This window comes from Sulfurimonas sp. NW15, assembly GCF_051132285.1.
GTDB lineage: Bacteria > Campylobacterota > Campylobacteria > Campylobacterales > Sulfurimonadaceae > Sulfurimonas > Sulfurimonas hydrogeniphila.
Genome location: NZ_CP093237.1, coordinates 2161990 through 2177115 on the forward strand (window position 1 = coordinate 2161990; position 15126 = coordinate 2177115).

The 15126-nt window shown below is 36.9% G+C and carries 14 protein-coding genes; 3 read left to right on the plus strand and 11 right to left on the minus strand.

Annotated elements, in window-relative coordinates; all coding sequences use genetic code 11:
- Positions 1-3183 carry an ATP-binding protein gene (locus MLC52_RS11150; RefSeq protein WP_346389723.1) on the plus strand — a complete coding sequence of 1061 codons (3183 nt, stop codon included), beginning with the start codon at positions 1-3 and terminating at the stop codon, positions 3181-3183.
- Positions 3184-3193: 10 nt separating this feature from the next.
- Positions 3194-3571, plus strand: a complete 378-nt coding sequence (locus tag MLC52_RS11155) for a response regulator (protein WP_151899427.1) — start codon at positions 3194-3196, stop codon at positions 3569-3571.
- Positions 3572-3624: 53 nt separating this feature from the next.
- Here the strand turns inward: MLC52_RS11155 and MLC52_RS11160 are convergent, their stop codons facing one another.
- Positions 3625-3756, minus strand: coding sequence for a hypothetical protein (locus MLC52_RS11160; RefSeq protein WP_434580497.1), 132 nt, complete (start codon positions 3754-3756; stop codon positions 3625-3627).
- A gap of 133 nt (positions 3757-3889) precedes the next feature.
- Between MLC52_RS11160 and MLC52_RS11165 the strand changes: the two genes are divergently transcribed.
- The gene (locus MLC52_RS11165; protein ID WP_434580170.1) at positions 3890-5515 is read left to right on the plus strand and encodes an IS1634 family transposase; all 1626 of its coding nucleotides are present in this window, start codon (positions 3890-3892) and stop codon (positions 5513-5515) included.
- A 159-nt stretch (positions 5516-5674) separates the two neighbouring features.
- Here the strand turns inward: MLC52_RS11165 and MLC52_RS11170 are convergent, their stop codons facing one another.
- From MLC52_RS11170 to ccoO, 10 genes are all read right to left on the minus strand, one after another.
- Positions 5675-8392, minus strand: coding sequence for a RecB-like helicase (locus MLC52_RS11170; protein ID WP_434580498.1), 2718 nt, complete (start codon positions 8390-8392; stop codon positions 5675-5677).
- Positions 8385-8765, minus strand: a complete 381-nt coding sequence (locus MLC52_RS11175; RefSeq protein ID WP_230973290.1) for a HepT-like ribonuclease domain-containing protein — start codon at positions 8763-8765, stop codon at positions 8385-8387. The genes MLC52_RS11170 and MLC52_RS11175 overlap by 8 nt, the downstream gene beginning before the upstream one ends.
- On the minus strand, positions 8758-9045 hold the full coding sequence (locus MLC52_RS11180; protein WP_151899425.1) for a nucleotidyltransferase family protein: 288 nt from the start codon (positions 9043-9045) through the stop codon (positions 8758-8760). Before MLC52_RS11180 ends, MLC52_RS11175 begins: the two co-directional genes overlap by 8 nt.
- A 309-nt stretch (positions 9046-9354) precedes the next feature.
- Positions 9355-11700 carry a PD-(D/E)XK nuclease family protein gene (locus MLC52_RS11185; protein WP_434580499.1) on the minus strand — a complete coding sequence of 782 codons (2346 nt, stop codon included), beginning with the start codon at positions 11698-11700 and terminating at the stop codon, positions 9355-9357.
- Positions 11701-11702: 2 nt separating this feature from the next.
- Positions 11703-12230, minus strand: a complete 528-nt coding sequence (locus tag MLC52_RS11190) for a FixH family protein (RefSeq protein WP_151899423.1) — start codon at positions 12228-12230, stop codon at positions 11703-11705.
- A complete protein-coding gene (locus MLC52_RS11195) occupies positions 12208-12927 on the minus strand; it encodes a 3-dehydroquinate dehydratase (protein ID WP_151899422.1) in 720 nt (239 codons plus the stop codon). The genes MLC52_RS11190 and MLC52_RS11195 overlap by 23 nt, the downstream gene beginning before the upstream one ends.
- Before the next feature lie 109 nt (positions 12928-13036).
- Positions 13037-13246, minus strand: coding sequence for a DUF4006 family protein (locus MLC52_RS11200; RefSeq protein WP_346389726.1), 210 nt, complete (start codon positions 13244-13246; stop codon positions 13037-13039).
- Position 13247: 1 nt separating this feature from the next.
- Positions 13248-14189: a c-type cytochrome gene (locus MLC52_RS11205; RefSeq protein ID WP_346389727.1), complete on the minus strand. Its 942-nt coding sequence runs from the start codon at positions 14187-14189 to the stop codon at positions 13248-13250.
- Positions 14190-14198: 9 nt separating this feature from the next.
- Positions 14199-14402 (minus strand): CcoQ/FixQ family Cbb3-type cytochrome c oxidase assembly chaperone, encoded by a 204-nt coding sequence (locus MLC52_RS11210; RefSeq protein WP_346389728.1) that lies wholly within the window; start codon positions 14400-14402, stop codon positions 14199-14201.
- A gap of 14 nt (positions 14403-14416) precedes the next feature.
- Complete coding sequence (gene ccoO, locus MLC52_RS11215; RefSeq protein WP_346389729.1) at positions 14417-15109, minus strand: cytochrome-c oxidase, cbb3-type subunit II; 693 nt, start codon at positions 15107-15109, stop codon at positions 14417-14419.
- Positions 15110-15126: the final 17 nt, after the last annotated feature.

The window sequence follows — 15126 nt, forward strand, 5'->3', positions numbered from 1 at the left end:
ATGCAAATAGGACTAAAAAACAGACTTCGACTTATTAGTTTATTACCGATTATTATTTTAATTTCTATTACAAGTTATTTTGTATATAACTCATACGAAAACTATAAAGCAGCACAACTTCTTCAGGATAAACTTTCCACAAACAGGCAACTCAACAACCTTCTGAGAAATGTTTCCCGGGAAAGAGGTATGACCGTAATGTACCTTGGTAATTCCTCACCAAATACATTAAAATCACTCTTAAAGCAGAGAAAGATCGTTGACAAACAGGAAAAACTCTATTTTCAAAAGCTACAGGCACTTTCACAAAAAGACACGGCATTAAAAAATGCGATGCAAAGTATAAAACATGCCAGAACATTGGTTGATACACATAAAATAAACTTTGAAGATATATACAACAAAGTATACGGTAAAGCAGAAAAAATAATTATCAAGCAGCTTGAAACGATTACGTCGCACCAGCTTGACAGTAAAATCAACACTTATGCTTCTGTTTATATTTCGCTGGTACGTGCAAATGCCTATACTGCAGATGAACGTGACTTTATCTCTTATACCCTTGCCCGTTCAACAGAAATGGAAGAAGAAGAAATAAATCAATGGCTCTCATTAATCGCAAAAGCCGATGCTATCAACTTCTATAACCTCAAAGACAAAAATCTTGAGAAAAAGCTTGATGAACTATTTAAAAGTGATGATGCTCTTGAGCTCTTTGATGACCTTAACTCAGAACGTGCTTCTATTTTAATTGCTGCAGCAAGCGGAGAGTATGAAACAAACCCGGGTGTCTGGTTTGCCATGCTTTCAGAAAAAAGCAACCTTATTTCAGAGGGAGAAAATGTTGTCCTGAGTGCCATGGACACCAGAGCCGTTCAGGTAAAAACAGAAGCTTTACAGTTTTTGACCATTACATTGACAATTTGGCTGATTTCAATCATATTGGCAGTTTTGGGCTTTTTGCTCTCTAATGAAATTGCCAGAAATATTCACAACCTTGAAGGTGTCCTCAGAAAAGTTGCAGAAGACACGAATGAGAGCGACAAAGCAGTTGAGATCAATCTTCATACAGCCAAAGGGACAGAAGAGGCCTACAGTCTTTTGGAAAAAATCATTGAACAGACAAAACGGGATAAAGAAGCAGCACAGGAAGCGAGTGAAGCAAAATCGATGTTTCTTGCAAATATGTCCCATGAAATTCGTACGCCGCTCAACGGAATTGTTGGCTTTACAGAACTACTTAAAGATACAGGACTCAAAGAAGAGCAACAGGAGTTTGTTGAAATTATCGAAAAATCTTCAGAAAACCTGCTTGAAATTATCAACAATATTCTTGACCTTTCAAAAATCGAGAGCAATAAACTTGAAATTGAAGATGTAATCTTTAATCCTATAGAAGAGTTTGAAAGTGCCGTTGATGTATATGCTGTCCGTGCAAGTGAAAAGCACATTGATCTGGGATGTTTTATTGACCCTGAACTTGAACAGCCGCTCAAAGGTGACCCGACAAAAATTAAAGAAGTTCTTATTAACCTGCTCTCTAATGCTGTGAAGTTTACAAGCAGTTCCGGAGCTATCAATGTCGATATCAGAAAACTGCAATCACCTCAGGAAGGAACAACACGTATCAGATTTGAAGTGCAAGACAGCGGTATCGGTGTTACAAGCGAGCAAAAATCCAGGATTTTTGAAGCTTTTTCACAGGCAGACACATCCATTACACGTAAATACGGCGGTACAGGTCTTGGTCTTACAATTTCTGCGCGTTTTATTGAACTGATGGGCGGACAACTTGATCTGCACAGTGAACCGGGAGAAGGAACAACTTTCTTCTTTACACTTGATTTTGAAGAGATAGAAGTTATCAGCGAAAGTGCCAAAGAACAATATCTGGGAATCAATGCTTTAATTTTAGAGTCTGCTCATAAAACAAAGAGACAAGACACCTATCTCAAAGAGTATCTTGATTTTTACGGCGTAAGCTATACAACATTTAAAAACAAAAATGAAATTGAAACACTCCAGCGACAAATAAATTATGATATGCTTTTTGTAGATTATGAATATGCAACCGAAGAAGAATTAAAAGCATACAGCACTCTTCCGCAAAAGCTGATACTTCTTACAAAATCTTATTTTATGAGAAAAATCGACTCTATGGGTATAGAGATATTTAAGACCATATATGAGCCATTAAATAATACCAAATTAAAAGCAGCCCTTGAAAATTACCAAAGTCAAAATTTTACAGCACCAAAATTAAAAACAACTTCAAACAAAGTCTTTACAGTCGGTTCGTCTAAATTTGCAGCAAAAGTACTTGTTGCAGAAGACAATATAATCAACCAGAAACTGATAAAACGGACACTTGAAGACTTGGGACTCACTGTTGATATCGCATCCAATGGACTTGAAGCATTCCAAAAACGCAAAGACAATAACTATGATCTGATTTTTATGGATATCCAAATGCCTTTCCTTGATGGTATAGAAGCGACGCAGGAGATTCTTGAATATGAAGAGGTATACAACCAGCCCCATGTTCCAATAATCGCTTTAACAGCAAATGCACTCAAGGGTGATCGTGAAAGATTTTTAGCAGCCGGACTTGATGAATATACAACAAAACCATTAGTACGTGAAGAGATCATAACACTGCTGAATCATTTTTTAGCAGACCACATTGTGGATGTCAATGATGCAAAGACAGAAGAAAAGAAAACAGAAAAAGCACAACAGCAGGAAGAAGAAGCAAAAGAAGAAGAAAAAGCAGTACCGGAAAAAGAAGAAAAAGCAGTACCGGAACAAGTTCCGGCAAAATACAAAGCTGATATTCTTCTTGCTAAAAAAAGTCCCTTTGAAACAAAGCTTTTTACAAAAATTCTCAGTTCACTTGGATATACTTACGAAGTCATAGACAATATAGATGAATTGCAAAAGAAAATTGAAGAGGAGAGCTATAAACTTATATTGTTTGACAAAGAGACAGAAACTTTAGACTTGAAAGATTTCGCCCGGTCAGTCAAAGAGAAAAGTCAAAAAAACAATCTCTCCACCTACCTGGTATTGATTGTAGATCCGGCTGTACCTGTAAGTGAAGAAGATTCAAAATATGTAGATGAAACGATTAAAAATATTATAAACAAAGACTTGCTGAGACTTGTTATAGAAAAATTTATTTAAGGAAATAACTATGAAAAAAACTGATTTGGTTGTGCTTGCAGTTGATGATGATCTCATTAATTTGAAGCTTTTAAAATCTATGCTGATGAAAAGCGGAAATGTAAAAGAGGTTGTCGAAGCAAAAAACGGCTCAGATGCCATAGGTGTTTTAAAAAGCCGTGATGATATTGACTTGATACTCTTGGATATCATCATGCCTATCATGGGTGGTATCGATATGCTTAAAGTCGTGCGTGCCGATGAAAGTCTGCGTCAACTTCCTATTTTGGTTCTTACAACAGATGAAACAAAAAAAGCAGAAGCTTTGGAGTGCGGTGCAAATGGATTTTTAATGAAACCTATACGCAATGACGATTTGATTGCAAAAATCAAAACAGTCATCGTCTAAACTGCAAAACAGGTTCTGCACAAGGACCTGTTTTTAATACCTCTTCTACCCATTTAAACGGTCTCTATTTTAACGGTATCTTCCAAGATATAGCAGATATAGCCACGCACTTCATCTCCCGTTATCTCTTTCACTGCTTTTACATAGTATCGAACCTGCTTGCGATGTTCCTCGGTAAAATGCATCGCACTTTTTTCCTGACTTCCGCGATAACTTTTTAAATAAAACTTAACCTCGTAAAATAGGTACTTTCAGAGGATAAAAAGGCACGATTTGTGTGCCTCGGGAATATATTCATAGAATTTGTTATCATTTTATATGAGATTAAAAGTCAGAAAAAAGAAAAATAGCAGTGGAAGTATCAGTATTCATATTGTTGACAGAAGCAATCGAGGCTATAAAGTAGTTGAAACTTTGGGTAGCAGTAAAGATCCAGATGAGATTGAGCAACTTTACCAAAAAGCACTGGGGCGTATTGATGAACTTGAGTATAATCTTTTCTATTTTTTACAAACTAACAGTAAAAAAGAGTTGTTAAAAAAGCTGCTTGCAGAATATACAACACAAGATTTTATACCTATTGGTGATGAGTTAATATTTGGGAGATTGTTTGATGATATAGGGTGTAATAAAGTTTTTGAAAAGTTACAAACAACATCCATTCGTAAAGTTTCAGAAAAACAGTTTTTATTTCGCTCATTGGTAATATCAAGAATACTTTACCCCGGCAGCAAATTGGAGCTGATACACTATTTGGACTACTTCAAACATCAAGAGATGACAACAGATACAATTTATCGCTTCTTGGATACTATCTATCAAGAGGAGATAAAGACACAAATAGAGCAATGTGTATTTGAACACACCCAAAAAGTGATGTCAGGAACTATCACTGTAACTTTCTATGATGTAACAACACTCTACTTTGAAAGTGAGAGTGAAGATGATTTAAGAAGAATCGGTTTTTCCAAAGAGGGAAAACTTGCCCGTCCCCAAATACTCCTTGGTCTTTTTACAACTCTAGAAGGGTATCCACTGAGCTTTGAAATATACGAGGGAAATAAATATGAAGGGCATACCCTTATCGATATACTTCAAAAGTTTCAAACACGGTTTCAACTCAAAGAAAAACCGATAGTAGTTGCGGATAGAGGGATGCTCACCCATGCAAATATTGCTTTTTTAGAGAATAACGGTTATAAATATATCCTTGCCTATAAAATCAAAAATATTGACAATGTACTCAAAGAGCAAATTGCAAATTTGACATTTATTGATGATGGGACTATCCATACCATTGATATAGATAAAACGATAAATTATATAGATGAATTTGGCAATAAACAGCAACTCCCTATCAGACAGAAACTGATTCTTACCTACTCCTCCAAAAGAGCAAAAAAAGATAAAAGAACAAGAGAGAAAGCGTTAGAGAAAATCAAAGCAAAACTCTCAAAGAAAAATATTACAAAAAGTGATTTAAAGCTTTCATATTATGCAAAATATTTGGATATAGATGAGAAGTGCAGTATTAAATACAAACTCAACCCAAATAAAGTAATGCAAGATGAAAGACTTGATGGTATTAAAGGGTTTGCAACAAATGATTTTTCACTCAATGCCAATGATGTTATAGCACATTATCAGAATCAGTATGATGTTGAGAGAGCTTTTAGAATCTCAAAAACAGATTTACGCATTCGGCCAATATACCATCGCGTTGAGGAGAGAATAAAAGCACATGTACTTATTTCGTTTGTATCATATGCAGTTTACAAAGAGTTTGAAAGAAGATTAAAGTTGCATGATGTCAGATTTAAGTTCTCGCAGAAATTACTAAGAAAAATTATTGAACATATTACAGCTTTAAAAATTGATGATGAATTACTGCCTATAAATCCATCACCGATTCAGAAGCAAATCCTTGATATTTTTGAAAATTGAAAATGTGTGCCTTATCGCGGAAGTCAGGTGCGGTGCAAATGGATTTTTAATGAAACCTATACGCAATGACGATTTGATTGCAAAAATCAAAACAGTCATCGTCTAAACTGCAAAACAGGTTCTGCACAAGGACCTGTTTTTAATACCTCTTCTACCCATTTAAACGGTCTCTATTTTAACGGTATCTTCCAAGATATAGCAGATATAGCCACGCACTTCATCTCCCGTTATCTCTTTCACTGCTTTTACATAGTATCGAACCTGCTTGCGATGTTCCTCGGTAAAATGCATCGCACTTTTGTAGTCTATCACACTCCACTCTCCCTTTTCATGTTTGACCAACAAATCAAGATAACGCAGATTGTTCTTATAGCGCAGAGCCTTTTCTTTATAGCATGCTCCCCGGGTCAAAGTCAAAAACTCCGGTGCAGCAACAAGCCTCTCTATTCTCTGCTGTATATCATCTATCTCTGACTCTGTGAGCATAAAGCCATATTTGTTCAGCATCATATCTTTGGCACAAGCAAGCGCTTCTTGTGTAAACTCCTGCATCATCTCCAGAGTATAGTGCAAAGCAATTCCAAAATTAATGGCTTGCAAATCTTCTTCATTGTGTTTTTCTAATGCCAACAAATCACTCTGTGTTCCGTAATAGATATTTTCAAACGAAAGTTTTTTATATACCTGCGGTATGTTTTTGGCTTTACATGTAGAGCGCAGTTCTCCGAAGCTTTGAGGTTGTAAATCCAGCAATGCAAATATGGAATCTTTTGGTTTTGCAAGGATGATCAAGTTTTCTCTTGCTCTTGTAAAAGCAACATACAGGGCATTCAAACTGTCTTCTCGTATAAGCTCTTTTTCTTTGGAAAGAGCATAGGCATAGTCATGGTCAATAAGCTCTCTGTTTTTTGTTCTCAGATAAAGATTTTGCAGTTTGATGCCGTCATAATTGTAAATAATGGCATCTCTTGGAGCAGGAGCCTTTTTCAGTCTGTCCATGACAATCACATGCTCATACTCCAGGCCTTTTGATTTATGTACCGTTAAAACCCTCACTCCACTGATATCAGCCGCTGCTGCAGAAGTATCAAGTCTTTCATACTCAAACAAAAGCGCTTCAATATCTGCATATTTGGATACAGCATTCAAAAAGCGAATCAGATGAAAATCATCTTGAAAAAGTCTGTACTCTTCTATACATCTCTTCACAACATCTACAAGCTTGACACTGTTAAAATCTACAGTGGCAACAGCCCTGACCTCCTGATTTATCAAAGCAAAAAAGTTCTGTCTGTAAATCTCTTCTCTGAAATAGAGATATTTCAAATACTCCAAAACAGCCTTGACACTTCTTTGGTTGATAAGCTTTGTGGTTGTCTCAGTCACAACCTCTATATTTTGTTCATCAAGTACGTTTTTAATGACCTGTCCGTCACTGTTGGTCGCACATAAAACGGCAATGTCATTCACATCTGCGCCAAGATCTATCAAGCGCTTTACCTGCTCAACCAGTGCATCCAAAAGTTCCTCATCTGCAATCACTTCGACAAAACCGCCCTGTGCCTCTTTGCGAACAAGCTGAGGAGTGTAGTTTTTTATTTTATCCGCAAAGACTCTGTTGACAAACTCTATAACCTCTTTTTGCGAACGGTAGTTTGTCAAAAGTTTTTTTACCTCGGTGCGGTGTTCTTTTGCCACCTCCCCAAAAAGAGCCGACACACCTCCCCTAAAACGGTAAATAGACTGTTTAACATCCCCCACAAAGAAAAAACTTCCCTCGCTGCAGACACCCGCACCCGAAGTTATCTCTGTGATAAGCGGTTTTAAAATCTCATACTGCAATATGCTGGTATCTTGGAATTCATCAAGCAGCATATGTTCTATCGTTGCATCGAGGCGAAAGTACAGAAATTCGCTCTCATTGAGACGGTGCAAAATCTCATACACCAGAAGCGTCACATCCGAAAAACTGAGTTCTCCCTCATCTACATAGAGTGCTTTTTTTGCCTTTTTGTAAAGTACAACAAGTTCATTCAGAGCATAGAAAAAATTCTGCTCTTTTGCCTTTGCATGCGCCTGTACGGCACGCTGAATTTGCAACAGAGCTGCATCCATTGCAGGGCTGAAGCATTTTTTAAAGACCCAGTAGTTCAGGCTCTCTTTATAGACCCATGTTTTTGCTTTGAGTGCTTCAAAATTTTGGGCAACAACGGCTTTTTGCAGTGTCACCGATGCCTCTTTGCAGTTTTTTACAATATTTTGCAAAAGAGAGAGCCCTTGCATCGCCTCCTCTTCATACGCCTGTATCGATTTTTTTTGAAACTTCAGATGAGAAAGTTCCTCTTTTTTAAGATAAAAACCATCCAGCAGCGCAAAAATGTCACTGACACGTTTGTTTGATTCCAAAGAGAGATTGATAAGTGTCTTGCGTTTGTTGGCAACACTGACTTCTTTTAAAAAACGAGACATCAGTTTGACTTCATGCTGGGCATTCGCCGTTGAGAAATCGGGCATCAAAGAGGCATACAGAGAAAATTTTCTCAAAATCTGAGCGAAAAAGCTGTCTATCGTCATAATCTTCGTATGTGCATTTAAAAACTCGGCCAAAATCTGCGACCGTTTTGCCAAAATCTCTTTGTCAGACATCCCACACTCTTTGGCAATTTCATGCAATTCCATACGTGATTCCAATGCCTGCAGTGTCTCGACAATCCGCTCACTCATCTCGGCAGCCGCTTTATTTGTAAAAGTAAGAGCCAAAACCTTCGCAGGCTCCGCACCTTTAAAAAGTAGAGAAAGATAGCGCACAACAAGCATAAAAGTCTTCCCGCTCCCCGCACTCGCTTCGTAGGCAAGATTATTTTTAAACTTAGACATGAAGATCTTTTATTATTTCAACAGTTGCTTCTAAAAGATTGTGTATATCATTTTGACAAATTTCAAATATTACCTCCGCATCCAAATCAAAATAGTGATGAGATAAAACATCTCGCACTCCCTTTACCTGTCTCCACGGAATATTTGGATACTGAGGCAATATTTTTCCCTCAGACAATTTATCAATATTTTTAAAACCCTCTCCAATAGCAATTAGTCGCATTGAGATACTATCAAGTTTTAAAAGTCCCTCATCGTTTTCTAAAAAATCATCACTCGAATTTATTTTTTGGCATCTTTGAATAATGAGTTCTAATGATATTCGTATATCATCAAGTGTGGATAAAATCATTCTTTGTTTATCATTAAGCATAAATCAAATCTTTTTGAATCATTTCCAGGAAAAAAGGTTTCATATTTTTATGTTCACGCACAATATCCACTTTTATATGCAAATCTTCTTCTATCTGCTCTTTTATTGCAATCATATCAAACATATTAGGTCTCATTTTTACAAAAATATCTATATCACTCTGCGGTGTTGCTTCATCTCTTGCATAACTTCCGAACAATCCAATTTTTTCAACCGCATATTGTTTATGGAACTCGGGGTAATGCTCTTTTAAATAATTAAGTACATCACGTTTTGTCATAATAATATACCTCTTTTTTGCTTTCTTAAGTGTATTATAGCATTTCTGTAAATAACAAACTTAGCCATTATTTTCTCTCAAGACCTCTTCCGTTATTTCATCTGCACTTTTTTCATCGGCATAAAAATACTCTTTTACAAATGTATAATGCCCCAAAATTCAATATCCCACAATACTGTCGTGATTATAAAACATTCCAATCAAGTTTAAAATATTTATATAGTTTAGGCGTGTTGATGATATGGCTTTTCAGACCTTTATTTTCAATTTTACTGTATTCATAAATAATATTTTGCATTATACTTACAATTAATCTCTATTACACATGATGGCATATTCACAAAACTGGCAGGGCTTTGTCTCTTCACATTTTTCAAAGTTGACGGACTCTATGGAAAGAAGATCTTTGATATGAGATTTTAATATTTCTGTTTTTTCTTGCAAAAATGCTTCCGGGATGATTTGAGACTCTTTCAAATCATAAAAACCGCAACGCTCAACATTTCCAAAACCGCCGGCCAAAAGAGCGTAAAATTCAAGCTGAAAGTCCGTTGCCTCTGTGTAGTTGTTTTTATTGTAAAGCATGTAGGTACCTGTTTTATAGTCAAGCACCTCGATAAGATTTTCTTTTTTATCTATTCTGTCTATTTGACCGACAATTTTCATGCCTGCAAAATTCGTTTCTAAAAGTTCTTCTGTTTTGAATACTTTCCAGCCTTTTTTAAACCGCTCTATTTCAGCCTCCGCAAAAGCCTCCAGACGTTTTTTTTGCATTTCAACGAGATACTTGTCAAGCTCACTCTCTCCGCAAAAATCATCCAGAGCTTTGTTGATATCTTTTTTGAGCTTTTCGGTATCCGTATAAAAATTCTGCTTTTCATAGACTGCTTTTAATGCACTGTGCACGACATTGCCTATTTCATACTCCTGAGGCATATCTTTTGGTATTTCATGGTTTTTTATATGTTGGATATATTTATAGTAATATTTACGCTTACATGTAAGGAAGGTTTTGAGCCTGCTGGCAGAGAGCGCTACATTTTTAAAACTGTACTCCTCTATTATCTCTTCTTCTTTTTGAAAACCTGCCTCTCTTTTTTGAAAGAGAATTTCAGCGTAGTCCAGTTCTCTGTACTCATTTTTTTGTGTAATGCCGAGTTGTTTTAAAAACCTTGAACCGCTGCTCTCACTTGAGTTGACATAGGCGATTGCCACCTCTTTTGAGCGTGAAATCAGCATTTGGTAGTAATGTTTCTGCAGGCTTTCCCTGTCTCCCATCGTTGGCAAAGAGGCAGCTTTTCGTATCTGTGTATTTAAAAACATATCTTTATCACTGCGTTTTGGAACATTTTTGTCATCAAAATCTATAATAATTACTGCATCAAAATGAACACTTCTTGTCTCAAGTACTCCCATTACCGTCACTTTGCCCCCACGGACATCATCCACAGTTCTCAAAGCCAGACGCTGCATAAAAATATTCAAGAGTGATTTTACACCCATATCCTGCATAAAAGGCAAAAGTTTTTCTATTTTATGCAACTCCTCGTTCAATATTTTCTTCTCCTGTCTATTGGTAAAAAAAGCAGCCACTTCCTGCATATTTTGTATAAAATCAATCTCTGAAACTTTTTTATAGTAGAGTCCGTGCAAGAGCAAAAAAAGCTCATCTCCCACTCTTTGTATACGTGCCTCATTCTCTTTTGAGTCCTGTTCTATCGCATTTAATGTTGCTTCGATTTTTTTATAAACTCCGGAGTGACGAAAAGACTCCCCCATTGCAAAGTTCAGATTGCACTTTTCATCAAAGCTTTTAAGTATCGGTGCTGCGGTTTCATTGGGCAAAATGACGGCAATTTTTTGGGGATTATATCCTTTTTGTACAAATTCATAGATTTTCTGCTGTACAAAGGCAACCTGCAAAAGAGATTCGCTGAAACTGTTACATGTAAGCTTGTAATCTGTAGGTATTTTTTCTTTTGTGAGCGTTTTTATGTTGTTAAAGTCAAGTTCATATATAAATCCGGCTTCCAGTTCAAACCCGAGTTCGCCCAGTTTGTTTTGCATCTTTTCATTAAAGCGCGTCGCCCAGAAACGGAGTTTTATAGACATAAACGACTTTGCCTTTTGCAACAGTTCAAGCTCAAAGTTTGTCAGATGCCCGTCTAAATAAATCGTCACATTTTGATGTGTTTTTGCATACGCTTCGTTAAATTCGTAAAGCTTTGGCAAAAATATTCTGTCAAGCAGTTTTTTTTCATTGCACAGTTTTTCATAACGTTTGTAAAGTTCTTGCAAAATGACAATATGCTCTTCATACTCGGCATAGACATCGGCACTGCTGAGTAGATTGATATCATAAAGTTCTGCACTCAGTTCTTCATAAAATTTAAAGATATACGAAGAATTTTTGGTAAAGGTAAAAAAATTCCGCTCGATCTGAAGGTTTGCAAAGCCTTTAAAATCTGACGCTTCAAGCAAAAGCAGTATTCTGCTCTCATCATCTATAAATTTATAGCCTTTTACAAGCGTGAGTCTGGCGATAAAATCGCTCATAGTAATGTAGTTGGGTAAAAAGAGTGTCTGTTCTTGTGCAGCAAGCTGCTCGTGACGAATAGCACGGGCAGTCGGAAGGACTATGGTTGTCTCTTCCATATTTAGTACTGCGAAGCTTCCTGGATGCTTCTGTCGTTTATGATGCGGGTATCAGTTTTGATAGCATAAAATCTGCTCTTGTCACCGACATCTACTTTTAACAACAGATTCCAAACACCTTTTTTTGGAAATTTCACATCATGAAATACATAAAGACCCTCTTCAAACACAGGATCTTTGAGCGTTTTTGTGTAGGTGTCAACTTCAGGACGGCTGATTTCCAAAATCATTTTTGCGCCTTTGACCGCTTTGCCCTCTTTTGTAGTGAGGGCATACTTTACATCCGAACCATTTTCTGAAATTCTGTCTGAAACAAATTTCAGTTTATATGCTTTGTCAAAAGCTATTCTCTGTTTGATAAGTTTGTTTGCATTTGCATCTGCATCCTGGTATTTTGTCATATAATCATCACTCGGCTGTATGTCAGCCTTGCTTGTTTCTATAATTGTCCATACGCATAAGCCAAAAACACCTGTAATTGCCAGCCCTATTGCATAAGGCCAGAGTCTACCACTTTTTATAATGCTCATTTTTATGCCTCATTTTATAAATTTTTCTTTTAAAAAGCATAACTATACCATATAAAATAAAACCATAGAATAATACTCTTACATAAAACAAAGACGTTTGATTTGCATCACTGTCAAATCCATGTCCCAACTTGACACCCTTGGCTTTTGCTATCTGCTGCGCTATATCCAGGTAACCGTTAAACATTGCCGCAGAATATTTGTCTGCGACCATTCCTTTTTTTGCTTTTCCGCCTAAAAGAGGCAAAATAGTCCCTCCGGTATTGCTCATAATGCTGACAAAGTCATCCCAGCTTTTTGCATAAAAGGCTGCCATCATAAAAGCCTGTACATAGGATGTAACCGGACTCAGTACCTGTTTTTTGTCAAAATATTTATATAAAGACTGATCATTTGCTTCTATATCTACCTGCGAATTCATTTCAGAGAATGTCAACAATATTGTCGGTTCCTGAAACTGCGATAATATTTTTTTTTCATATTCGTACATCGTCATATTCTTTGGCAGTTCTTTAAGCATCATCAGGCGTAAAGAAATCCCTGTTTTCTTATAAAGCGTACTCCCTAAGGTTTCCACCTCTTCCGTGAATTTTGGGTTGTGTATCACTTCATCTTTATATAAATACTCTGCAAATAAATGTGTTTGAAATAACAGTATGAGGGTGAGGGCATAAAGCCCTCTTCTTAAAAGTTTCAAATAAACTTCCTAACCAACATAAAGATGATTTGGAGTTACAACAGCCCAAAGAGTATATGCAGCCATAATTACAAGGCCCCAAGAAATAATTTTTTCCATTCTAAACTCCTTACTTCACATCAACAACATGCTTAGCATTTTCAGTACTAAACATCTTAATTGATTTTTCATCTTTTATCTTATAAAAGTTTTCAGCTTGAGCATGTTGTACACTTACAGCATTGACACTTAAAAAAGCCAATATGCTAAGTAGTAAAACAGTTGCAATCAGCATACCCGTTACACCGTCAAGAGCAAAAACACTTCTATTTTCATTCATGCTACTCTCCTTTACTTAAGCTCATCACATATGCTGCAATAGCTTCTTTTTGTTTAGGGTTCAGTCTGTCCATTGCTGGCATTTTACCAATAGCCCCTGTTTTACCGTTATCAAGAACATTGATGATCAGTTGTTGATTCCAAGTTGCAATATCCGGAGCAACGTATGCCATGCCTTTTCCGTCAGGACCGTGACATGCAGCACATACATTAGCAAATACTGCCGCACCTGCACTGTTTGCATCTTTTAATCCGCCTGCAACATAATCAGCCACTTCATCAATCTCTTTGTCTGTAATCAATGCACCGGTTGCTGCATTGAAAAGACCGTTTCTATCAGGCATCGGCATCTCTGTTCCTAAAAGTTTGTTGTTTGAACCGTGATTGATAACATACTTCACACTTTTAGCAGATATTCTGCGGTTTAAATCTGCCGCATCAACTTCATTATTGCCGTCAGCATTCAAACCGTGACAAGCAACACACTCAACAAGGTAAACTGATTCACCCATATTTACAAGTTGCTCGCCTTTGATGTTTGCATATTGTTTTTCAAATTCAGCATTTTTTTCTGCAACTTCTTCATTGTACTGACCGATTTGAGAAAATGCATTTACCGGATACCCGATTGTAAAATACCACATACCCCAAATCATTGTACCTAAAAACATAATTGCCCAACCAAAAGGTACCGGGTTTTTATATTCACCTATGTTGTCCCATGACTCATCTGCCAATTCACCAGTTGCCTGATCAACCTGCATCTGACGAACATACTTGATAACCACAAATACTGTAATTATTACAAGTGCCACAGCCCCTGCAATAGCAAGCATATTGACGATATCATCATTGAGACCGCCTTTTTGGTATCCAACTGTTACATATGTTGCAGCCAACATTGCAACAGTTATGATAATTCCCCAAAGATAAAGCTTATTCATATATCTCTCCTATTTTTCTTCTGTCTTTGATACAGGTTTTACCGGAGTATCCCCTATATCATCCTTCAGTGCCATATTACTATAGTGTTCATAATCAACTCCGGTAGCATCTTTCTTTTTTGTATAAAGATGATAAACATAAGAGTATGTCCCGACAACCAAAAATACTATTAAAAAGAAGTACGCATACGCTGCAAATTCATTAAAGTCCACTATATACACCTTTGCTATTTAAGACTGTTTAAATATGCAATTAATGCAACTATTTCAGGTATTTCACCACGTGCCACTGCATCTTTAACGTCTTGATCTTTCATTTTCGCTGTAATTTTTTTCGCTTCTTCCAGTGCCATAGCATGTGCTTGAGCAACAGAATCTGCCATTTTAACTACTGTAGTTGAGCCGTCTTTCATAGGAACAGGCTTGTTATACGGTACACCAAAGAACTGAGCATTTGTCAACTGTGTCGCATACGCAGTATCTATGTCTGCAGTATTTGCAAACATCCACGGATAACCAGGCATAATACTTGAAGGCATTACAGACTTTGGATCTTTCATGTGGTTTTCATGCCACTCCGTTGTTCTGTAATTTCCTACTCTATGTAAATCCGGACCTGTTCTTTTTGAACCCCAAAGGAATGGTCTGTCATACGCATACTCTCCACTTAAAGAGTAGTGACCGTAACGGTCAGTCTCCGCTTTAAACGGACGAATCAGCTGTGAATGACAGGCATTACAGCTGTTTTTGATATAAACATCACGACCGGCCTGTTCTAACAGACTTATCGGTTTAGTTCCGATAACAGGACGAGAAGCCTGTGCAAAGTTTGGAACGATTTCAATCAAACCTGCAAAAGCAATTACTACAAATACACCTACCGCAAAAAAGAACGGGTGTTTTTCTAACCAATGAAACATAATATAATCCTCCCTTT